Origin of the sequence: Mucilaginibacter sabulilitoris (assembly GCF_034262375.1) — a bacterium.
GTDB lineage: Bacteria > Bacteroidota > Bacteroidia > Sphingobacteriales > Sphingobacteriaceae > Mucilaginibacter > Mucilaginibacter sabulilitoris.
In genome coordinates this window covers 1,501,546-1,522,681 of the sequence record NZ_CP139558.1, presented here as the reverse complement: position 1 = coordinate 1,522,681, position 21,136 = coordinate 1,501,546, and the positions used below count along the sequence as shown (strand labels likewise).

At 41.9% G+C, this 21,136-nt stretch carries 21 protein-coding genes and 1 tRNA gene; 11 read left to right on the top strand and 11 right to left on the bottom strand.

What is annotated here, in order from left to right; all coding sequences use genetic code 11:
* Positions 1-65: 65 nt before the first annotated feature.
* A tRNA-Asn gene (locus tag SNE25_RS06705) sits at positions 66-139 on the bottom strand.
* An 85-nt stretch (positions 140-224) separates the two neighbouring features.
* On the opposite strand from SNE25_RS06705, the gene SNE25_RS06700 reads away from it, so the two are divergent.
* Positions 225-1,145: a PfkB family carbohydrate kinase gene (locus SNE25_RS06700; RefSeq protein ID WP_321564325.1), complete on the top strand. Its 921-nt coding sequence runs from the start codon at positions 225-227 to the stop codon at positions 1,143-1,145.
* Positions 1,146-1,242: 97 nt separating this feature from the next.
* On the opposite strand, the gene SNE25_RS06695 is transcribed toward SNE25_RS06700, so the two are convergent.
* From SNE25_RS06695 to SNE25_RS06680, 4 genes are read right to left on the bottom strand one after another with little or no spacing between them, the layout of a single operon-like run.
* Positions 1,243-1,485, bottom strand: coding sequence for a cytochrome b5 domain-containing protein (locus tag SNE25_RS06695; RefSeq protein ID WP_407666993.1), 243 nt, complete (start codon positions 1,483-1,485; stop codon positions 1,243-1,245).
* Entirely contained in the window at positions 1,482-2,162 is a 681-nt protein-coding gene (locus tag SNE25_RS06690) for a lycopene cyclase domain-containing protein (RefSeq protein ID WP_321564324.1), read from the bottom strand. The genes SNE25_RS06695 and SNE25_RS06690 overlap by 4 nt, the downstream gene beginning before the upstream one ends.
* Complete coding sequence (locus SNE25_RS06685) at positions 2,159-2,704, bottom strand: hypothetical protein (RefSeq protein WP_321564323.1); 546 nt, start codon at positions 2,702-2,704, stop codon at positions 2,159-2,161. The genes SNE25_RS06690 and SNE25_RS06685 overlap by 4 nt, the downstream gene beginning before the upstream one ends.
* Complete coding sequence (locus SNE25_RS06680) at positions 2,704-3,540, bottom strand: phytoene/squalene synthase family protein (protein WP_321564322.1); 837 nt, start codon at positions 3,538-3,540, stop codon at positions 2,704-2,706. The genes SNE25_RS06685 and SNE25_RS06680 overlap by 1 nt, the downstream gene beginning before the upstream one ends.
* A gap of 278 nt (positions 3,541-3,818) precedes the next feature.
* On the opposite strand from SNE25_RS06680, the gene SNE25_RS06675 reads away from it, so the two are divergent.
* The 3 genes from SNE25_RS06675 to SNE25_RS06665 all read left to right on the top strand — a co-directional run bounded on the left by SNE25_RS06675 (position 3,819) and on the right by SNE25_RS06665 (position 7,760).
* Positions 3,819-4,601: an AraC family transcriptional regulator gene (locus SNE25_RS06675; RefSeq protein WP_321564321.1), complete on the top strand. Its 783-nt coding sequence runs from the start codon at positions 3,819-3,821 to the stop codon at positions 4,599-4,601.
* 66 nt (positions 4,602-4,667) lie between these two features.
* Positions 4,668-6,128, top strand: a complete 1,461-nt coding sequence (locus SNE25_RS06670; protein ID WP_321564320.1) for an alpha/beta hydrolase-fold protein — start codon at positions 4,668-4,670, stop codon at positions 6,126-6,128.
* A 138-nt stretch (positions 6,129-6,266) separates the two neighbouring features.
* Positions 6,267-7,760, top strand: coding sequence for a phytoene desaturase family protein (locus SNE25_RS06665; RefSeq protein ID WP_321564319.1), 1,494 nt, complete (start codon positions 6,267-6,269; stop codon positions 7,758-7,760).
* 97 nt (positions 7,761-7,857) lie between these two features.
* Here the strand turns inward: SNE25_RS06665 and SNE25_RS06660 are convergent, their stop codons facing one another.
* Complete coding sequence (locus SNE25_RS06660; RefSeq protein WP_321564318.1) at positions 7,858-8,181, bottom strand: DUF6686 family protein; 324 nt, start codon at positions 8,179-8,181, stop codon at positions 7,858-7,860.
* A gap of 386 nt (positions 8,182-8,567) precedes the next feature.
* On the opposite strand from SNE25_RS06660, the gene SNE25_RS06655 reads away from it, so the two are divergent.
* Positions 8,568-9,464 (top strand): alpha/beta fold hydrolase, encoded by an 897-nt coding sequence (locus tag SNE25_RS06655; RefSeq protein WP_321564317.1) that lies wholly within the window; start codon positions 8,568-8,570, stop codon positions 9,462-9,464.
* 7 nt (positions 9,465-9,471) lie between these two features.
* On the opposite strand, the gene SNE25_RS06650 is transcribed toward SNE25_RS06655, so the two are convergent.
* Both SNE25_RS06650 and carA read right to left on the bottom strand, forming a co-directional pair.
* The gene (locus SNE25_RS06650; RefSeq protein WP_321564316.1) at positions 9,472-9,882 is read right to left on the bottom strand and encodes a hypothetical protein; all 411 of its coding nucleotides are present in this window, start codon (positions 9,880-9,882) and stop codon (positions 9,472-9,474) included.
* 121 nt (positions 9,883-10,003) lie between these two features.
* Complete coding sequence (gene carA, locus SNE25_RS06645; protein WP_321564315.1) at positions 10,004-11,104, bottom strand: glutamine-hydrolyzing carbamoyl-phosphate synthase small subunit; 1,101 nt, start codon at positions 11,102-11,104, stop codon at positions 10,004-10,006.
* 328 nt (positions 11,105-11,432) lie between these two features.
* On the opposite strand from carA, the gene panB reads away from it, so the two are divergent.
* Positions 11,433-12,248, top strand: a complete 816-nt coding sequence (gene panB, locus SNE25_RS06640) for a 3-methyl-2-oxobutanoate hydroxymethyltransferase (RefSeq protein WP_321564314.1) — start codon at positions 11,433-11,435, stop codon at positions 12,246-12,248.
* 141 nt (positions 12,249-12,389) lie between these two features.
* Entirely contained in the window at positions 12,390-13,112 is a 723-nt protein-coding gene (locus SNE25_RS06635) for an RluA family pseudouridine synthase (RefSeq protein WP_321564313.1), read from the top strand.
* Between the two features lie 174 nt (positions 13,113-13,286).
* Here the strand turns inward: SNE25_RS06635 and SNE25_RS06630 are convergent, their stop codons facing one another.
* Positions 13,287-14,210: a helix-turn-helix domain-containing protein gene (locus SNE25_RS06630; RefSeq protein ID WP_321564312.1), complete on the bottom strand. Its 924-nt coding sequence runs from the start codon at positions 14,208-14,210 to the stop codon at positions 13,287-13,289.
* Positions 14,211-14,340: 130 nt separating this feature from the next.
* Here SNE25_RS06630 and SNE25_RS06625 point away from each other — a divergent pair, with 130 nt between their 5' ends.
* Together SNE25_RS06625 and fdhA are read left to right on the top strand one after the other, a co-directional pair.
* Positions 14,341-14,739, top strand: coding sequence for a GlcG/HbpS family heme-binding protein (locus tag SNE25_RS06625; protein WP_321564311.1), 399 nt, complete (start codon positions 14,341-14,343; stop codon positions 14,737-14,739).
* A 41-nt stretch (positions 14,740-14,780) separates the two neighbouring features.
* A complete protein-coding gene (gene fdhA / locus SNE25_RS06620) occupies positions 14,781-15,971 on the top strand; it encodes a formaldehyde dehydrogenase, glutathione-independent (RefSeq protein ID WP_321564310.1) in 1,191 nt (396 codons plus the stop codon).
* A 53-nt stretch (positions 15,972-16,024) separates the two neighbouring features.
* Here the strand turns inward: fdhA and yiaK are convergent, their stop codons facing one another.
* Positions 16,025-17,014: a 3-dehydro-L-gulonate 2-dehydrogenase gene (gene yiaK / locus SNE25_RS06615; protein ID WP_321564309.1), complete on the bottom strand. Its 990-nt coding sequence runs from the start codon at positions 17,012-17,014 to the stop codon at positions 16,025-16,027.
* A 189-nt stretch (positions 17,015-17,203) separates the two neighbouring features.
* Between yiaK and SNE25_RS06610 the strand changes: the two genes are divergently transcribed.
* Complete coding sequence (locus SNE25_RS06610; protein WP_321564308.1) at positions 17,204-17,722, top strand: hypothetical protein; 519 nt, start codon at positions 17,204-17,206, stop codon at positions 17,720-17,722.
* Positions 17,723-17,856: 134 nt separating this feature from the next.
* Positions 17,857-18,435, top strand: a complete 579-nt coding sequence (gene purN, locus SNE25_RS06605; protein WP_321564307.1) for a phosphoribosylglycinamide formyltransferase — start codon at positions 17,857-17,859, stop codon at positions 18,433-18,435.
* Between the two features lie 328 nt (positions 18,436-18,763).
* Here the strand turns inward: purN and SNE25_RS06600 are convergent, their stop codons facing one another.
* Positions 18,764-21,124 (bottom strand): TonB-dependent receptor, encoded by a 2,361-nt coding sequence (locus tag SNE25_RS06600; RefSeq protein WP_321564306.1) that lies wholly within the window; start codon positions 21,122-21,124, stop codon positions 18,764-18,766.
* Positions 21,125-21,136: the final 12 nt, after the last annotated feature.

Genomic DNA, 21,136 nt, shown 5'->3' with positions numbered 1-21,136 from the left:
TGAGAAATGTGTGAGAAACAAAAAACCCCACTCGCCAGAGTGGGGTTAAATCATTGATTTTCAGGCTCCTGAGGCTGGGCTCGAACCAGCGACCCTCTGATTAACAGTCAGATGCTCTAACCGGCTGAGCTACTCAGGAGTATTTTCCGATTGGAGTGGTGCAAAAGTATAATTTCTGAGGTAATTTCACAATATTTGCGACAAAAAAATTAAAAATATTTTACATGAGCTTGTTAGTTATTGGTACTGTGGCGTTTGACGCCATTGAAACACCCTTTGGAAAGACGGATAAAATTGTAGGCGGATCGGCAACCTTTGCAAGTTTGGGCGCATCTTACTTTTATGACCGTATAAAAATTGTTGCTGTTGTTGGCGATGACTTTCCGCAAAGCGAGATAGAAGATCTTCAAAAACACAATGTGAACACCGAAGGGTTGCAGATAAAAAAAGGCGAAAAGTCGTTTTTTTGGAGCGGCCGGTACCACAACGATATGAATAGCCGCGACACACTGACTACAGAATTGAACGTTCTGGAGGCTTTTGACCCTATCATCCCCCACTCATACCAGGACTGCGAATACCTGATGCTGGGTAATTTATCGCCGCAGGTACAGCAAACAGTTATCAGCCGTTTAACCAACCGCCCTAAACTTATTGTAATGGACACCATGAACTTTTGGATGGACATTGCCTTTGACGAACTGCTGGCTACTATAAAGCTTGTTGATGTATTAACTATTAACGATGCTGAAGCGCGTCAGCTATCGGGTGAGTTTTCACTGGTTAAGGCTGCACGTAAAATATTAACCATGGGGCCAAAGTTTGTTATCATCAAAAAAGGTGAGCATGGCGCCCTGTTGTTTCATGAGGATAAAATATTCAGCGCCCCTGCCCTGCCGCTGGCCGAGGTTTTTGACCCCACAGGTGCAGGAGATACGTTTGCAGGCGGTTTTATAGGTTATTTGGCCAAAGTAGGCACTGTGAGCTTTGATAACATGAAAAACGCCATCATATTTGGCTCTGCGCTGGCGTCGTTCTGTGTTGAGAAATTTGGGTCCGAGAAATTAAGGAACTTGTCGCAGCAGGAAATCTCAGCACGTGTTCAGGAATTTATAGGATTAGCAAAATTCGAGATCGAACTTTAATATCTTGGAAGGCTTACGAAGTTTTAAAAACTTCGTAAGCCTTCCTTTGATTCCCTTAGGTTATTTCCTATTACTACAATCTCGTGGCGCATAAGCATCAAATAATTTTCAGTTTCCCTATCTTCTCAAACTTTTCAAATACGGTTTCGGTATGCGGGGCGTCAACAAGTTCATGGGTTAGGTCCTGCCCGGCCCAGTGTTCGTAGTGTTTACCGTTTCGCCACAGTCGGCTTTCAGTCACATCGTAAATTACCCCTTTATAGGCAACCCATATCTGTGGTTTGTCTTGCCCGTTGCGCAGGGCCAGTTGCGATCTGGTATATTCGGGCAATGGATTCACAATGATTTATTTTTCGCTTTAAAGTATTCAAAAAAACCAATATTCATCAGCAGTAAGGCCATTAAATAAAAATGATCTTCTACCGGTATGGTGCCCACTCTTTTACCCATGTTTTGGCTGTTATTATACATTACCACCGGTACCGATGTAAGTATACCGTTTACAATATAAAAGGGAATGAGTGCTACCAGATAAGCCAGGTAGTACCGGTTAAGCCAATTCACCTTAAAACCGTACTGCAATATCAGCATTAAAACCAGCAGCAGCCCCAAAGTTACCACGGTATAAATCCTGTCGAAATAAAATATAAGCCCTAACAGGCATAACAGGATAATCAGATTGCTGATAAGGCGTGTAAACCGGTCATTAATTTGCCACTTTACATAATAATTTAAGCAGGCATAAATAAAAATGCAGGAAAAGGGTACTGTTAAAAAAAACAATATCTCCTCGAGCGGAAGCTGAAAAAAAGTAATGGCGGTTATATAACGCGGGTTAAAAGACCATACACCTTTTATGGTGAACAGCATATCCCAAAACAAAAAGAACAAGCCGGTTATACTCATACCCGGCCAAATATATTTCCAGCTTTTATAAAAATGCACCTTTTTATCAAATGACAGTACTATAGGGAAAAACACCGTCAATACATTGATAAGCAGGTAAGTGTACTTCACTTTAATTCGACTAAATGTTTGTTCAGTTCCTCTACCTGGGCTGGCGTGCACCGCCTGGAATTAGCCAGAAATTTAATGATCTCAATGGTTAATGTCTTATCGGCGGTACCATAGTTCTTTTTATTGAGTTGGTTTATGATCTCTTCACTATCCGGGGTTAAATTCTTATTATACCCTAAAAACCCTGGCACACTATCCTCTACAGAAAATCGCATAAACCGTATTTCAATATTATGTGGATCGGCCTCTATCGCTTTTTCAAACGTTTTTTCGCAATTTTTTAAATGCTTTATTTTTGAATATGGATTCCACGCGTGCTTCGCTTTTAGCGCCTGCAACCCCGCAATAAAACCATCAATTATACCCGTTTTTTTGGGCACGGCGTTAAGGCTGTTATACAACGAGTCGGTGGTTTTACTATCATTAATAGCCTCCCTTAACTGCTTGCGTATAACTTTCAGGTTAGGCTCATCGGCCTTTGCGCATTGTATAAAAAGTAACAGCGAAAATACGGTTGTTATAAAAAAAATACTTCTTCTCATTAAATCACATTCAGTTTTTGCTGCAACACAGCTTTAACATACAAACTCATTTTACGCGTATCAGAAATACGTATCCTTTTTTGAAGGATAACGTTTGCTGGCGTATAGCTTATTTTTTTAAATAGCTGCAGGTAGTATACATAAGCAATGTAAACTCCAAGCCGTGTTCCTGCAGGTAATCGTTTTATCCCTTCAAAGGCATTGTCAAAGTCGTTTTTTATATCGGCTTCAATAATGCGTTTATCGGTTTCGGTAAAATTGTTAAAATCAATATTGGGGAAATAGGTGCGACCGCGTTCCTGAAAATCGGCCTTTACATCGCGCAAAAAGTTTACCTTCTGAAAAGCTGAGCCCAAACTGCGGGCCTGATGTAAGAGTGCCTCGTACTGCTCATGGTTATTATTGGTAAAAACACGCAGGCACATTAAGCCAATTGCTTCGGCCGAACCATAGATGTAGTTTTTGTAACAAACATCATTATATGCTTTCATATCCAGGTCCATTTCCATCGAACGTAAAAAGGCATCTATCAAATCATGCTCAATGCTGTATTTGTTCACTACCTGTTGAAAGGCATGAACAACCGGATTTAAACTGATACCCTCGCTAATAGCCTTAAATGTTTCACTTCTGAAATCACTTATCAGCCGCTGCTTGTCATGCTCATGAAAAGTATCAACTATTTCATCGGCATACCTTACAAAACCATAAATAGCATAAATAGGGTACCGGTAGCCTTTGTCAAACGCCTTTATCCCCAAGCTAAATGATGTACTGTATTTATTGGTTATTAATTTACTGCATTCAAAACAGGTTTCGTTGTACAGGGTCATCATTCACTTGCGCTAATCTTCAAAAGTACAAATTCAAAGCGTTATTGTTTTTTTATTGTCAATAACATGAAATAATGCCCCACATTTAACATAAAATAATGTTCATTACTTTATTTGACTATATGTTTTGAAGTTTAAATATCATAAACGTACAATAAGTGTGCGTTTTCATAACAACCTCTTTCATTAAAATAAACTATCAAATTCATAATCAAATGGATAGGATTTTGGCATGAATATTACGAATACCTTCGTACAGAGTATGTTATGATGTGAAATTAATGAATAAGCCCCCATTGGTTAAAGAAATTACGAGAATTACTGATAGCCTAAATATCAGGATTTCGGACCGGTTTGGCGCGGGAAACGACTCCGGGAAACATGAGCATGAACATGCTAACCTGGTTTTTATATTAAATGGAGGCTGTACTGAAAAAAGACAGCACTTTACTTATGAACGAGAGGCAGCAGACATTGCATTTTTGCATGCCGGTGAAGCACACGAAACCACCTTTACAGAAATACCTACCCGTTATATTTCTCTTGACATTAAGCCCAATGCATTTGCCGAAAACAACCTCACCGAAGGCGATATTTTAAATACCATCAAAAAATGCCCTGACGCTAAATTCCTGGTTTTAAAAATGTACCGTGAATTACTTTATAACGATGATCTGACAATTGACTCGGTAAAAATGTTGTTTTCGGAATTCGCTTCGCTTTCGCTGGTAATGACTGTAAAAAAATCACCACCTATCTGGGTTAATATCGTTTATCAGTTGTTGAATGATAAATGGAATGAAACCGTCACCCTGAAGGAACTATCGCAGGCAGCCGGGGTAAATCCTATCACAATATCTAAGCACTTCCCAACCTATTTCGCTTGTACGCTTGGCAGTTACCTGCGCAAGCTCAGGATAGAGCGTTCATTATCCCTGATAAAGAATGAGGGCACTTCCTTAACCCAAACTGCTTATGCCTGTAACTTTTCAGATCAAAGCCATTTTATCAGGAATTTCAGGATATATACTTCACTATCGCCGAAGCAGTATGAAAAACTTTGAAGGGCAAATTTCATTCTATTTTCAGATTTGCATATCCCGCAAATTTGCAGGTAAGAACATTAAATTATGAAGTATTATATCCTTATCATTTGTTCCTTTTTTATAGTGACATCCCATGCAGGTGCACAGAGATTTTATGTCAGCTATAAACCATCTGTTTATAAAGGTCCATTTACAGGCAACGTGATTTTGTACGTTTCCAACAAAAACGAGAACCCCAAAGATAAAACCGGCTGGCCTTGTTTCCGGATGAAGGTGAGCAACATTATGCCCAATCAACAAATTGTATTTACGGATTCCGCATTATCTTATCCAACAATCTTATCACGCGTGCCACGTGGCAACTATTATGTACAAGCGGTTTGGGACCTTAATATTGATGGCCGTGTTATTGGGGAAAGTACAGGTAACATGTACAACATGCCCCGAAAAGTTACTTTTAATACCCCTAAAGAAGGTTTTGCGCTGGTGTGTGACCAAGTCGTTAAGGCCCCGATTTTTGAGGACAGCAAATATGTTAAAGAAATTAAAGTCAGTTCCAAATTATTAACCTGGTTTAACCATAAACCGGAGTATATCCGTGGTGCAGTTATTCTACCCGCTCAATATTATACCGAACCAAAAAGGCGTTTCCCGGTATATTTTATGATCGGCGGCTTTGGCGGCGGGTATATTCATTACTCCAGGTCAGAAAGCAGCGACACCTTAGCTTCAAACCCTTTAGATACCGTTGCCTGCATCAAAGTCTATCTTGACGGCGATTGTTCACTTGGACACAGTACTTATGCTAATAGTGATAACAATGGCCCGGTAGGTGATGCGTTTGCTTACGAGTTTATTCCGCAATTAGACCAAAGGTTCCGTACCAATGGCGCTCGTGTAATCAGGGGACATAGCAGTGGGGGCTGGACGGTTGTTTATCTGCTTACGCATTATCCCAAACTTTTTGTAGCTGGAAATGCCAGTGCGCCCGACCCGGTGGATTTTCACCGTTTTACCTTAACTAACTTGTACACCGATAATAAACGGGTTGAGTATGTAGACGGGTTGACGATAGGCAGCAACCCGGATTTGCCCGCCAGCTACGACAGGCCTAACATTGTCCATAGCATCGAGGATATTATTTATCGCGGAGAACAAAATGTTTCCTTTGATGCTGTATTTGGCCCTAAAGGCGGTGACGGGCTTCCGAAATCTTTATTTAACTCCGCAACCGGTGAATTAAACCGGGACGTATTTGAACACTGGAAACGTTACGATCTGACCCAGTACATCATAAAGCACTGGCCAGCGTTAAAAAAGGATCTTGATGGTAAATTACGTGTTTCTGTAGGAAACGAAGATAATGCCTATCTTAATTTTTCGGTGAAGCTGATGGAAAATGAAATGAAGAAACTGGATGCAAATATCGAGTTCGCCTATTATCCGGGAACTCATTTTACTGTAGCAACGCCTGAATATAAAAAAGCACAGGATGCCTTTTTATTAAAAAAGTACCTGGAATGGCAGGGCCGGAACAAAAAATAACTTTATCGCGGCCGAAAAAAGTCTTCCTCAACATTAATAATGAGACATTATCTAATGTTAAATGTGGTACGTTATCTTGTGCTATTGTTTTTTATAAGCGTAAAAACAATTTGCTTACTTTGGGCTTCACATATCTACATGAACAAAGGCAGGCATATTATTATCATCGGGGCGGGTTTTGCAGGCTTGTCGGCCGCCTGTGTATTGGCTAAAGAAGGGTTTAAAGTTACCATACTTGAAAAGAACGACCAGCCCGGCGGCAGGGCCAGGGTTTGGGAACAGGATGGCTTTAGGTTTGATATGGGGCCAAGCTGGTACTGGATGCCTGATGTGTTCGAAAACTTCTTCGCTCTGTTTGGCAAAAAAACAGCCGATTACTACCAGCTCGAAAGGTTAGATCCCGGGTACCGGATATATTGCGGTCCTGATGACATGATGGATATACCGGCCGCGATGCCCGATCTGGAAGCGCTTTTTGAAAAAACAGAACCAGGCAGTAGCGCCGGCCTGCGCAAGTTTTTAAAACAGGCGGCCTATAAATACAAGGTGGGCATGGGCGAATATGTATTTCGGCCTTCGCACTCCATTACCGATTTTATTGATCTCAACCTGATCAGAAAAAGCCTGAGCATGCAGCTCCTGAGCAGTATGAGCAAGCATGTGCGTCGGTATTTTAAAAACCCAAAGCTGATAAAACTATTGGAATTTCCAGTGCTTTTTTTGGGGGCTACCCCGCAAAACACCCCGGCCATGTACAGCATGATGAACTATGCCGACCTGGCCCAGGGCACCTGGTATCCGCAGGGCGGTATGAACGAAATAGTAAAGGCTATGGTTAGCCTTGCCGGGGAATTAGGTGTTGAAATAAAGCTAAATACGGAAGTAACCAAAATTGAGGTTAAGGACAAACTGGTTGGTAGTGTTCAAACTGATACGAGGATTTTCCATGCCGACTTTGTAATAGCCGGAGCCGACTATGAGCATGTAGACCAGCATTTGTTACTAAAAAAGCATCAAAATTATACCCCGCAGTATTGGGATAGCCGCACCATGTCGCCATCGAGCTTGTTGTTTTACATTGGCACCAATAAAAAGGTAGCAGGTATAAAACACCACAACTTATTTTTTGATGAAGATTTTGAGCTGCACGCCAAAGAAATATACACTTCGCCGCAATGGCCAACCAATCCGCTGTTTTATGTTTCCTGTACTTCAAAAACGGATAAAAGCGTAGCTCCGGAGGGTGGAGAAAACCTATTTTTTCTGATGCCCATAGCGCCCGGGCTGCATGATGATGAAAGCATCCGTGAAAAATATTTCGACCTGATGCTTAACCGCTTTAAACACATCACCGGTCAGGATATCCGTGATTCTATTGTAGTAAAAAGAAGCTATGCTCTTAATGATTTCAAGGCCGATTATCACTCTTTTAAGGGCAATGCATACGGACTGGCTAACACGTTGTCGCAAACCGCATTTTTTAAGCCAGCCATGCGGGCCAAGCATGTTAAAAACATGTTATATACCGGCCAGCTAACAGTACCCGGCCCGGGAGTGCCTCCTGCCATTATATCCGGGCAGGTTGCAGCCCAGGAAGCAATAAAAAGCTTAAAGAAGGTATCAGGTATTTAGTATAAGGTATCAAGATTTCAGTATTACTCCTGATTATACCCTACAAATGTATTGTACAAGATCTTGCTACCTTATACTAAATACTTGATACAAATCCTTATCCATCATACATCATCGAATATATCTCCTGCATATAGATAGCTTCTTCCATGGCGGCATGAAAATCTTCCCATTGCTCTGTAGTGAAAGTTAACTGCACATCATTAACAGGCGTTCGCATTACCAGCCGATCCTGTCCGTCGGGGAAAGGGTGCGAATGCTCCGCAAAATCAAGATCGAGTGTAAAATCCCTGAACTGTACAAATTGTTCGGGCGAAAAACTCAGGATCAGGTTATTATTCCAGATGAAGATACAGCGGCACTCTGAGCACCGGCTAATAACCGATGCTCCAACCTGGCTTATGACTTTTGAATCGCACATGGTAATGTAATTTAATTGGTGCCTGCCCGGTCTGCAAAGCCATCGCACCGCAGCATTTACTCAAGAGCAGGACTTTATATTTTTAAACTGTTTTTTACAGATAGTTCATCATTAATTCAGCCTTCCTGTCCTGCTCCGGTTTCGTTTAAGCATCCTATTGCAGATACCTTACAAACAAGGAGCAGGATCATATTACGGAAGACTTTTTTCATAAGCATTAAAATATTTTTGCACAAACCATTGTCCCGGGTTGAACAAGAGCAAAGTAATTGCTTATTTAGAATAAATCCAAATAAAAATAAAAAAAGCTTATTTATAGACAGTTAATCGCCTTTTTATCATAATAGATTTAAGTACATTTAAAACGGCAACATTAGCGACAATTAATGAAACACCGATACATACTTTTTTGCCTGTCGCCTTTCTTTTATTTTAACTGCTCGCAGGCACAAGATATTAATAAATTTAAGTTGAATGTAGTTGGTAGGGAATATGAATACTATGAAACACAGCCTACCACTCCTGCAAAAGGTTTGGTTATTTTGCTGCCCGCCCTGGGCGAAAAACCTAAAAGTATTTTTAAAAAAACGACATTGCCTAAACTCATAACCGCCAACGGATATATAACAATTGCCTTGGAAATTGCTCCGCAGATGTTTGCTGATGAGGATTGTGTAAAGGAACTTAACGAACTGATTAAAATAAAAAGAGATCAATATAAACTCACCTATAAAGATATTGCAATTGGTGGATTATCTGACGGTGGAGCTATTGCACTTTGCTTTGCTGAATTCTTAAACAGTAAAGAACAACCAGTAAAGCTAAAGGCCGTTTTTGCGATAGATCCACCTGCCGACCTCACCCGGATATACGCATCTGCAGAAAAAGAAATCAGCTACAGGTGCCCTTTAATTGCTCGCGAAGGGAAATCAACTAAGGCATATTTGGATAATATTATGGGCGGATCGCCTGCTACAAACCCCAGGGCTTATATTCAGCGTTCAGCTTATTTTGCGAAAGCGCCGGATGGAGGCAATGCTCAATTCTTAAAATATGTACCTGTAAGGTTATATAGCGAGCCTGATCTGGAATATGTACGGAAAACTTATTGCCCGGAATTACAGTATTCAAACCTCAATGCCTTTGATCTGGATAAAATGATCGTTTTCCTTAAAAGCATAGGTAATGAGCGCTCTGAATATATAACAACTAAAGGAAAAGGTTTTCACAGCTGGAATATTATTGATGCAGGTGATTGCGCCAAATGGATAACGGAATTATAAAAGCATATTATTGTAACAGCTCTGTTAATGTATTAAACCACTCTTTATCGTGTGTATAAACGCCGTTAAAATCGATAACAAGGTAAATACAACTGGTTTCAAACGCGGAAATAAAATATTCTATTCGTAAAGGCTGCCAGAGTATACCCATGCTCTTTACAGCCATAACCGGGAAAAGATCGTCAAACCCCAAATACAACTGTTTAATGCTGCTAAGCGGTATTGTCAGGTCTTCATCATCTACTATACCTTCAATAATTATCGCTTTATCATTTAAAGCAATATCACCATAATGCTGAGGCAAAGCGGTCGCCCCCGACACCATTCCCGCCAGTATCTTTTGACTTGTTGATATTTCGGACATCTCGTGGTCGTAACTCCATTTAGCTGTACCCTGTAGTAGAAATTGTGTAGCCATAGGATTTTTAAAGATGTTGAAGGAAAGTTATAAAAGTTTTGATGAATAAAAAAGGCCTTTCAAGTTTAAAACTTGAAAGGCCTTTATCATCCGCGCATTTGAAATATGCACATCTGCATATCTAAGACATCAGTTTGATAAAATCATCAAACAGGTATCTTGAATCATGCGGGCCAGGCGATGATTCCGGGTGATATTGTACTGAGAAAGCCTTTTTACCTTTTACGCGGATACCTTCTATCGATTGATCGTTCAGGTTCACGTGGGTAATTTCTACTTTATCAGATGCGCGTACAGCCTCTGGTACTACACCAAAACCGTGGTTTTGTGAGGTAACTTCGCAGTGGTTAATAATAATATTTTTAACCGGGTGGTTTAAGCCACGATGACCATTAAACATTTTTTGGGTTGGGATATCGTTAGCCAAAGCCAGCAATTGGTGGCCTAAACAAATTCCGAACATTGGTTTTTCAGATGCCAGGATTGATTTTACTGTTTCAACCGCATAAGGCATAGCCGCAGGATCGCCGGGGCCATTCGATACGAAATAACCTGTAGGTGCAAAATCCTTCTCCATTTCCTCAAAGGTGGTTTTTGCAGGGAAAACTTTGGCGTAAACATCGCGGTTGTCAAAATTGCGCAGGATATTTTTCTTAACACCAAGGTCAAGCACAGCTACACGATAAGCGGCTTTTTCATCACCAAAAGTGTAGGTTTCTGAAGTGGTTACTTTTGATGAAAGCTCCAGGCCATCCATTGACGGTACTTCTGCCAGTTTAGCTTTTAATGTATCTATATCCAGTATCTCTGACGAAATGATGGCGTTCATAGCCCCCTTATCGCGGATATGGCGTACAAGCTGGCGCGTATCAACATCAGATATTCCAACCAGGTTTTGTGATTGGAAATAGTCCTGTATCGACTCATCGGCCTGTTTACGGCTGTAAGCAATATTATAATTTTTACAAACCAAACCGGCAATTTGAATATTGCCCGATTCTACCTCATCTTCGGCAATGCCATAATTGCCTATATGGGCATTGGTGGCAACCATTATTTGGCCAAAGTATGATGGATCTGTAAAAACTTCCTGGTAACCGGTCATGCCGGTATTAAAGCAGATCTCGCCGGTAGTGGTACCAATTTTTCCTGCTGCTTTACCATGAAAAACGGTTCCATCGTCAAGTAGCAGCACAGCCGGTAATTTGGTGAAGTAGGTCATTTATTAAAAAAATTTAATGGATTATTAAATCGGATCGCCTGGTTCAAAGCCCCGTGAAAACTATTTAAAATATTGAAGTAAGGAACTTCCTGATTCACGGCGCAAAAATACAGTTTTATTTCGGATTTCGGATGTGGGATTTGGGATTTATTTTTTTAAGAATTCTGGTGTTGTATTTCGGATTTATTTTTTGACTTTTACCTTATATTTTGATTGTAGAGATATAAAGTACACTATCTAACATAAGATGCTTTGAATCAACAACACTAATATTAAAGGCAAACTTAAAACAAATTCGAAATCGAAATTCCGAAATCCGAAATCAAAAATGTCTGTAAATAAAGAAGTTAAACGGATCACTACACATACTGTGCAGGAAATGAAAAACCGTGGCGAAAAAATTGCCATGCTTACTGCCTATGATTACTCCATGGCAACCATTGTAGATGATGCAGGAATGGATATCATACTGGTAGGCGATTCGGCCTCCAATGTAATGGCCGGGCACGAAACTACCCTGCCCATAACGCTCGATCAGATGATCTATCACGCATCGTCGGTTGTACGCGCGGCAAAACGCGCACTGGTAATTGTCGATCTGCCATTTGGTTCGTATCAGGGCAACTCCAAAGAAGCGCTTAACTCGGCCATCCGTATTATGAAGGAATCGGGCGCCCACGGTGTTAAAATGGAAGGTGGCGTTGAAATTGCCGAATCGGTTAGCCGTATACTTACAGCGGGCATACCGGTTATGGGCCATCTGGGCTTAACCCCTCAGTCTATTTATAAATTTGGCACATACACCGTACGTGCCAAACAGGAAGCAGAAGCACAAAAGCTGCGGGAAGACGCCGTTAAACTACAGGAACTGGGCTGTTTTGCCATCGTGGTTGAAAAAATACCCGCCACGCTGGCCAAAGAAGTTACTGAAAGCGTACAGATACCTATTATAGGCATTGGCGCCGGACAACATTGCGACGGACAGGTTTTAGTGATACATGATATGCTGGGCATTAATAAAGGGTTTAAACCGCGCTTTTTACGCCAGTATGCCAACTTATATGAACAAATGAACGGAGCCATCAAAAACTATGTTGGCGATATTAAATCAAAAAGTTTCCCTAACGAGCAGGAACAATATTAAATTATTTTGAATTTCGGATGTGGGATTTCGGATTTTGGCCCTTTTTAAATAGATAACAAATAAAATAAATCCCAAATTGAACATCCCAATTCCGAAATAAAAATAAATCCGAAATCGAACATCCCAATTCCGAAATAAAAAATGCGGCCTGAATTTAATTACACCAGTTACGACGTTACCGATAGTGATATCCTTTATGAGGACAACCATCTTATTGCCGTAAACAAGCGTGCCGGCGATATTGTACAGGTTGATGATACCGGCGATGAATCATTGGATGAAAAGGTAAAAAAATACATTGCCAAAAAATACAACAAACCCAATGGTGCCTTTTTAGGCGTAGTGCATCGGCTGGACAGGCCCGTGAGCGGCGTTATCCTTTTTGCCAAAACCAGTAAGGCTTTAGACCGGATAAACAAAATGTTTAAAAACCGCGACATGCACAAAACCTATTACGCGGTTGTGCGCAAGCGACCATATCCCGATGCAGGCACCTTAGTGCACTGGCTGGTTAAAAACCCGCAAAAGAATGTTACCAAAGCGCACGACAAAGAAGTACAGGGCAGTTTACGATCTGAGCTTCATTACAAATTGATTGGTGAGCTTAATGGCTACTATCTCATTGAAGTCGACCCGATAACCGGTCGCCCACACCAGATCAGGGTACAGTTGTCAACCCTGGGTACCCCTATTGTTGGCGATAATAAATATGGCTATCCGCGCGGCAGTCTGCGTAAAAGTATTTCTTTACATGCCCGCAGGTTAACCTTTGTACACCCCGTTAAAAACGAACCCATTGAAATTATAGCCCCCGTACCACACGATGGCTTTTGGGAAAAGTTTGAAGGCATGATGATTGGGTAAGATATCACTATTATATTCTGAAAAACATAACGACTGTTATTTCGACGAGGAACGAGAGAAATCTTATACTCCTTGTAAATCCTCTTTTATGTTGTACAAGATTTCTCTTTCGCGCACACGCTTCTGCCCCCCGTGCTCTAAAGGAAATGACATTTTTTAAAAGGAGGGACCTCTTTATATTACCGAACTAAGCCGTTTTAAATACAATCCCGGCGTTATCCCCTCCGACCGCTTAAACAGGCGTATAAAATAATTCAGGTTATTAAACCCCGATTTGAAACAAACCTCGGATATATTGATAGACGGATTTTTCAACAGCATTTTGGCCAGCCCAATCCGTTCCCGTATAATAAACTCTACCGGCGACAGGCCAAAGGCCTCTTTAAACGTACGGAAGAAGTTTGTTTTACTCATACAAGCTTCATTACATAGGGTGTTGATATTTATTTGCTCCGTTAAGTGCGTGCGGATGTATCTCACAACCGCTGCAAAGCGGCTTGTATCCAACTTGCCATCACCGGTAAGTTGAAATTTTTGTGCCTGTATAGTACGTATCAAGAGCTCCGTTAAAGTAATATCGGCAAGTACATCCTTATTCACATTATCCTCCATGCTGATAGCAATAAGCTTATGGATAAGCCCGGTAAGCTCCCTGTTGTTATGAAAATGATATTGGGTAAAGTTGAGGTTCCAGCGTTCCTCTCCACCTTCGCCGGGGTAGGTGTTATTTAAATACTCCAATGTTTTGGTCACTTTATTCCAGTCGATAACCAGCGTGGCACATTGCACCGGGTGTTTCTTATCCACATCCGGAAAATCAACATTAATAGGCATACCCTCGGGCAGTATCAGTGTTTCGCCGGGTAAAAAATCAAACCTTGATTGATTGAGCATCCCCACCGTCTTTTTCCCCCGCAGCATGCTCGATATCACCAGCCCATTATACCGCAGGTCGAGATTACCGCATTGCTCGTTAGTTTCAAAAATATTAACCTCACAATGTGCCAGGTTATACAGCTTACGGTGTTCAACAAGGGCTTCGGTGGCATAATCATTTTCACCTGAGCCAAATGGAACTAAAATATGCCGTTGGTTCATAAAATTTTACAATTGGTTCAATAGCAACAACAATAAAGCACTATTGTGTTGTTTTATGGCATTATCGTTCAATTAGGCTTTAGTGTTGCACAGTACCTTTATTTAACTAATTCACCTAAAGAAAAATTTTATGAGCATTACATTAGATCAGGCCGAAAAACTGTCTGAAGCTGCAAAATCAAAAGCAAAACAAATCGGCGTCCCCATGAATATAGCTATTGTTGATGAAGGTGCCAACCTGGTATCATTTCACCGGATGGATAATGCCTGGTTAGGTTCAGTAGATATATCTATCAGAAAAGCCAAAACAGCACGCTATTTTGATATGAACTCTGGCGAAATAGGTAAACTATCCCAGCCCGGCGGGCCACTTTACAACATCGAACATTCAAACGGTGGCTTAATATCATTCCCGGGCGGCGTATTGCTGAAAGATGGCAGCGGAAAAATTATTGGCGCCATCGGTGTATCAGGCGGCTCGGTTGAGCAGGATCATGATGTGGCCTCGGCCGGCGTGGCGGCGTTGTAGTTTCAGTTTCCTAATTTTTAATCCATTAAATCGAAAACATTATGTGTCAAAATCACGGTGTTGCGTATATCAAGCCCGGCGAGGTTGAAGTGCGCGAAATAGATTATCCAAAACTGGCCATTGGCAACAGGCAGTGCCATCATGGCGTTATACTTAAAATAGTGGCTACCAATATTTGCGGCAGCGATCAGCACATGGTACGCGGGCGCACAACCGCCCCCGCAGGTCTGGTGCTTGGGCACGAGATTACCGGCATTGTTATTGAAGCAGGCCGCGATGTGGAGTTTATACATGAAGGCGACCTGGTTTCGGTGCCTTTTAACATAGCCTGCGGCAGGTGCCGCAACTGTAAAGCAGGGCAAACAGGCATTTGTTTGAATGTAAACCCTGCCCGCCCCGGAGCCGCCTACGGCTACGTAGATATGGGCGGATGGGTAGGCGGCCAGGCCGAATATGTAATGGTGCCCTACGCCGATTTTAACCTGCTCAAATTCCCCGATAAAGACAGGGCGATGGAAAAGATCAAAGATTTGACCTTACTATCGGATATATTCCCTACCGGTTTTCATGGTGCGGTTACAGCAGGTGTTGGCCCGGGTTCTATTGTTTACGTGGCAGGGGCAGGACCGGTGGGATTGGCTTGTGCGGCATCGTGCCAGCTATTGGGCGCAGCCGTTGTTATTGTGGGCGATATGAATAAAGAACGCCTGGAGCAAGCCCGCAGTTTTGGCTGCGAAACTGTAGACCTGTCGCAGGAAACACCATTACCCGATCAGATAGCTGCTATAGTTGGCGTACCTGAGGTAGATAGCTTTGTTGATTGTGTAGGCTTTGAAGCCAAAGGCCATGGTGCAGATTCTGATAAGGAACAGGCCGCTACAGTACTTAACTCTGCCATGGAAGTTACGCGTGCAGGTGGGGCCATCGGTATCCCGGGACTTTATGTAACCGGTGATCCGGGAGCCTCAGACAAGGCCGCTCAGCAAGGAAATCTTTCTATCCGTATTGGTTTGGGCTGGGCAAAATCTCATTCGTTTTATACCGGCCAGTGCCCGGTTATGAAATATCACCGTCAGTTGATGAATGCCATTTTGTACGATAAAGTACAGATTGCCAAAGCGGTTAACGTACAGGTGATCAAATTACAGGATGCACCAAACGGCTACAAAGATTTTGATAAAGGCGCCGCCAAGAAATTTGTTATCGACCCTAACGGGATGATCATGAATTAATATCAATGTATTCAGGATAAGTAAGGGCAACATGTACATGCTGCTCTTACTTATTATAGCCCAAGCACCGTATTCCATATTTTTTCATCCACCAGCACGCCCTCTTTGAGGTTGTTTTCACGTGTCAATAAAGTATTTTCGCCGGGATATGCTATTAGCCCTCCTTCGTGCTCTGGTGTGCTTGTTTTGGTGTAGGCGATGATTTCTTCAGTTAACGATGCAGTTTGCTCGCTGTTATTAGGCCTTATGCAGATAAATACCTGTGATATACCCGCTTCATGCCCGCTTTTAGTGATCTCAGCCGTTGATTTCCCACCGCTTAATACCGTGGCCAGCAAATCAAGCACTAAGGAAAGCCCCGAGCCTTTCCAGAAACCAACAGGCAATAAACGTTCCGACTGCAATATGGCAGTGGCATCGGTACTTAAATTACCGGCCTTATCATATCCGCCGGGCAATGGTAGCTCCTCGCCTTTTGATTCGTATTGCTTTAGCTTACCTACCGAATATTGCGATATGGCCATATCCAGTACCACATGGCCGTTTCTGCAGGGCACTGCTATTATCAAGGGGTTATTTCCTAAACGCGGGTCGAGGCCGCCCCAGGGTGGCAGATTGGCAATGGTGTTGGTAAAACAAATGCCTATATAACCTGCTTCGGCAGCCTGCCAGCCGTAGGTGCCTCCACGCATCCAATGATTGGTATTTTTAATGGCTACACAGCCTATACCATTATCGCGGGCCAATTCAATAGCACGGCCCATGCAAAAACCGGCATTCAACATTCCCGGACCAAAATTGCCGTTCCATTGTTCAATGGCTCCGAAACTGTTCTCTTTTACAGGCACAGCTGTAGGTTGTACCAATCCATCTTTCACATGCCGTACAAAAACAGGGAAACGGTTAAGCCCGTGGGTGTACACACCATCTCTGCTGTTTTGGGCAAAAATGGTGGCGCATTTTTCGGCCTTCTCATCATCAAAATCAAGCTCAAGTAATATCCGTTTAAATTCGGCCTGTAGTTTTTCAAATGGGATACGCATAAGGAGATATGTAAATGTTAAAAATCAAAAGTAAAAATTTAAATATCCGGCTCTTACCAATATTTCAGATTTTTAAACTTATCATGAAGCTTATGCATAATTAAAATAATTTTATTTTAAAAGAGTTATTATTACATCCTGGTTGCCAACTAATAACCCGGAATTTTTATTTTTGCCCAGGTATTGTAAATGAAAAATAAAATCCCACTCCTGTTTGTTTTAAGTTTAGTTATCATTAATGTGTTATGCAATTCATGTAAAAAGGATGCTAACAGCAATATTGCACATTTACTTACGAGCGGCACCTGGCAATTGGCTTCTATACAGGCCACCAATTATATGGGCGACACGCAATTAGGTGTCGCGGACACGCTGAATGTAAATTGTGACTCAACAGAGCTAATGACTTTTAGCACCAACAACACCTGCACTTATACTAATTATTCATGTCTGGCTCAAAAAACAACCGGAAGCTTCACGCTTACCCCCAACAGACTTTACTTCGCGTCAGACATGGTTTGTAAGGATACGGTAAATGGTGAAACGGTGACGATTAAACCTTTTGAAAATACACAAATATATACCCTGGGCGTTTATTCACTGGTGTTGCAGACCGGTGATGTACAGCCCAATTATTCGCCTACCAAAAGACGGAGAGTGGTCAGGTATGGATTTATAAAGCAAAAAGCAGTAATAGTTAATAATTAAAATAAGTAAAATTTTATATTTGATATATTGTAAAAAATGGTTTGTTATATAAATATTAAAGGGAGTTTACTTCAAACCAATATATATAAACAGTTCCCGATAACATCATCACCTTTGAAAAGCCACTGATTTTAATGAAGAAACGAATTGCCATTTTTGCTTCAGGTTCGGGGTCAAACGCCCAAAAATTAATGGAGCATTTTAAACGCAATGCTGATGCCGAAGTAGTGCTGATATTGACCAACAACCCGCAGGCCTATGTTTTACAAAGAGCCGACAACTTTGAGGTACCATCGCACATTTTTACCCGCCACGAATTTTTTGAAACCGACGATGTGATCAGACTGCTCAAAAACCTGCAGGTTGACCTCATTGTACTGGCCGGCTTTTTATGGTTAGTGCCCGCGTCGCTTTTAAGGGCTTTCCCTAACAAGATCATTAACCTGCATCCTGCATTACTGCCAAAATACGGCGGTAAAGGCATGTATGGCGATTTTGTGCACAAGGCCGTTCTTGATGCTAAAGAAGAAGAAAGCGGTATCACCATCCATTTTGTAAACGAGCAGTTTGACGAGGGGGAAATCATCCATCAGTCAAAGTTTAAGATTGAACCCGGCGACAACCTGGAGATGATCAAATTTAAAGGCCAGCAACTGGAGCACCATCATTTTCCGAAAGTTGTTGAAGCCTTGCTCAAGAAAATGAAGAGCTAAACGCTGATTTTACATATCTTCTTTTGCAATACTTTTTAAATCGTTATTTTAACATAATTCGCGTTCAAAACGCTTAGTATTCGGTGCAAATGTGTTTAAAACCGCGTGTTACCCGCAAATTTTAACGCTTTTTAGCACACTTTTGGCAAATTTCAGAAACTTTAATAAGCTTAACTACAATTCATTAAGGAAATATCATACCTGTCTTTATGGTTACCGGCTTATTACAAAAACAGCCCGGCTTTCCTGATAGCGGAAACCGGGCTGTTTTGTATACAAATATAATCAAAAAGTAGATTATTTTCTCTGTTTTACCTGTTACCAGTACCTAAAAATTAGTAGTTACCGATACGCCGTAAGTACGCGGGTTACCTAAGTGCGACGCGCCAAAATCATAGGCATAATCAATGTACTTTTTGTTGGCTATATTGCTCTCCCATAAAAACAGGCTGAAGTTCTTGGTATCAACCCCTATCCTCGCGTTAAACTTGCTGTAGGCTTTTTGCTCAATCTGGTTGGCAAGGTCATAATACTGATCGCCAAGGTAGCGCCATTCGCCGCGGGCTACCAGTTTTATTTTTTGTGGTCCGCCAAGGTCATATGCATATTGCGCGGCCAGCATGCTGGTTATGTTTGGCGTATAAATTTGCTTGTTACCCTTTAAATTAAGTACCTCGCCATTGTTGGGCACGTTCAAATCGGTATAGCGGGCATGGGTATAACCAAAGTTATAATCAATATACAAACCTTTAACCGGCGTTGCATTCAGTTCAAGCTCTGCACCTTTACTATTTAGCCGGCCAGCGTTTTTGGTAACGGTAATGGCCTGCGGCAGTATCAGCGTAGGTACCTGCGCATTGGTAATCAGTGTATAGAACGCGGTTATGTTTACACGCAGTTTATTATCGAAAAATTCATTTTTTGAACCAACCTCGTAGTTATTGCTATATTCCGGTTTAAAAGAATACAGCGGCGGGGCATTTACCGGGTCGGGACCCAGTTCAGTGATACCGCCCGCGCGGAAACCGCGGCTGTAGGTAGCATATAAATTGTTATTGGCCGATAAATGATAAGCAACACTCAATTTTGGTGTAAAGGCATTGAAATTGGCCGACGACGACGTATCAGCTTGTGTTACCATAACATCCTGCCCGTCGGGCTGAGCGGTACCAAATACACTTTCTTTTTTATGCTCGTGGTCATAACGCACACCGGCGGTGATATCCAGTTGCGGGTTAACTGTATAAGTAACTTGCCCGTAAGCAGCTTCACCCGAATTTTTGTCGGTATTGACAGTAATAGTAGTCAGGTTGTTTGGCGCGTCTAACATGGCTCCGTCATTACCATAATAAGTACCTTGTTTATTGGGGGCGTAGTGGTAAAAACCATAAGCGCCTGCTGTCCATTTTAAAGCCGAAGTTGACGCGGCCGGCGAAGAAAACCTAAATTCCTGTATTACCGTTTTTACCTTGTTCCATTTGCCGCCATAGTTGTTAATGATCGATGCGCCATCTATAGGTGAAAAATCGCCATCTATAGGTGTATCATAATAGCGGTTATTTACCTGGTATGACGACTGTGAGGTAAAGTTAAAATCGTTACCGCTGTAATTCACCGCGAGCGAGGTTTGGAAGGTATTGTCAATCATTTTAGTAGTAGCGTTCTGGTTTACCTCGTATGGATGGGCCAACGCATCGTCCGGAGATCCCGCCAGCGCGAAAGCGCCGTTATTGCGGTTGTTGTAATTTTTAACATTTAGCGTAAGGGCCAGTTTTGAGGTAGCCAAAAACTTAAGGTAATAATTGCCTAAAAAGAAGTGCTGTTTATCAAAGTGGCTGTTATTAAATGTATTGGTATAAAAACCGTTAAAACCCGAATAAACACCGGCAACTCCCAAAAACAACCTATCCTTTATTAAAGGGGCACGCAAACCCAGGGTATAGCGCTGCTGCCCGTAGTTTCCAAAATCGAGCCCGGCAAAACCGCTTACCGTATTGGTTGGCTGTTTAGTTATCACATTGATAACCCCGCCGGTAGCATTACGACCGTAAAGTGTTCCCTGCGGACCTCTCAATACCTCTACACGTTCCACATCAAACAATTGCGGTATGTAGGTATCCAGTCCGTACTGGTTAACGCCATCAACATAGGTAGCCACAGCCGGGTCATACGAGGTAGTTACCACACCCCTTATACCGCTTACCGTACGGCCATCTCCGGGATTAGCCGAGTTTAAATTCGGTGCAATGGCAGTAAGGTCCTTTAAATCCCATAAGCGGTAATCGCGTATTTGTTTTGCCGATAATGTGGAGATACTGAAAGGGACACGCTGTGCATCCTCTTCATATTTCTGCGCACTTACGGTGACTTCATCAAGCTGGTTACCGGCATCGTTTAACTGTATGCTGATGTCCTGCATATTACTGCTTATAGTTACCTGCTGGTTTCTGGCCGCATAACCTACCGCGCTGATATGCAGTGTGTAAGCGCCGCTGCTAATATTTTTCAATGAAAACTTTCCGCTTTTATCTGCTATAGTATGGTAATTGGTGTTTAACAGGTAAACGGAAGCGCCGGAAACAGCCTGATTTTTATCATCAGTTACTGTACCTGATAAAGTAGCAGCAATTTGGGCCTTAACCGAAATGCATAGTATAAGCATTACAAATAAAGTAAGCGTTTTTTTCATATAAAGGGATTT

Bases quoted from the DNA above. Each gene is read 5' to 3' on its own strand.
- SNE25_RS06700 (WP_321564325.1), top strand. From the start codon at position 225: ATGAGCTTGTTAGTTATTGGTACTGTGGCGTTTGACGCCATTGAAACA.
- SNE25_RS06685 (WP_321564323.1), bottom strand. From the start codon at position 2,704: ATGAGAAGAAGTATTTTTTTTATAACAACCGTATTTTCGCTGTTACTT.
- SNE25_RS06680 (WP_321564322.1), bottom strand. From the start codon at position 3,540: ATGATGACCCTGTACAACGAAACCTGTTTTGAATGCAGTAAATTAATA.
- SNE25_RS06675 (WP_321564321.1), top strand. From the start codon at position 3,819: ATGAATAAGCCCCCATTGGTTAAAGAAATTACGAGAATTACTGATAGC.
- SNE25_RS06670 (WP_321564320.1), top strand. From the start codon at position 4,668: ATGAAGTATTATATCCTTATCATTTGTTCCTTTTTTATAGTGACATCC.
- SNE25_RS06665 (WP_321564319.1), top strand. From the start codon at position 6,267: ATGAACAAAGGCAGGCATATTATTATCATCGGGGCGGGTTTTGCAGGC.
- SNE25_RS06660 (WP_321564318.1), bottom strand. From the start codon at position 8,181: ATGTGCGATTCAAAAGTCATAAGCCAGGTTGGAGCATCGGTTATTAGC.
- SNE25_RS06655 (WP_321564317.1), top strand. From the start codon at position 8,568: ATGAAACACCGATACATACTTTTTTGCCTGTCGCCTTTCTTTTATTTT.
- SNE25_RS06650 (WP_321564316.1), bottom strand. From the start codon at position 9,882: ATGGCTACACAATTTCTACTACAGGGTACAGCTAAATGGAGTTACGAC.
- carA (WP_321564315.1), bottom strand. From the start codon at position 11,104: ATGACCTACTTCACCAAATTACCGGCTGTGCTGCTACTTGACGATGGA.
- panB (WP_321564314.1), top strand. From the start codon at position 11,433: ATGTCTGTAAATAAAGAAGTTAAACGGATCACTACACATACTGTGCAG.
- SNE25_RS06635 (WP_321564313.1), top strand. From the start codon at position 12,390: ATGCGGCCTGAATTTAATTACACCAGTTACGACGTTACCGATAGTGAT.
- SNE25_RS06630 (WP_321564312.1), bottom strand. From the start codon at position 14,210: ATGAACCAACGGCATATTTTAGTTCCATTTGGCTCAGGTGAAAATGAT.
- SNE25_RS06625 (WP_321564311.1), top strand. From the start codon at position 14,341: ATGAGCATTACATTAGATCAGGCCGAAAAACTGTCTGAAGCTGCAAAA.
- fdhA (WP_321564310.1), top strand. From the start codon at position 14,781: ATGTGTCAAAATCACGGTGTTGCGTATATCAAGCCCGGCGAGGTTGAA.
- yiaK (WP_321564309.1), bottom strand. From the start codon at position 17,014: ATGCGTATCCCATTTGAAAAACTACAGGCCGAATTTAAACGGATATTA.
- SNE25_RS06610 (WP_321564308.1), top strand. From the start codon at position 17,204: ATGAAAAATAAAATCCCACTCCTGTTTGTTTTAAGTTTAGTTATCATT.
- purN (WP_321564307.1), top strand. From the start codon at position 17,857: ATGAAGAAACGAATTGCCATTTTTGCTTCAGGTTCGGGGTCAAACGCC.
- SNE25_RS06600 (WP_321564306.1), bottom strand. From the start codon at position 21,124: ATGAAAAAAACGCTTACTTTATTTGTAATGCTTATACTATGCATTTCG.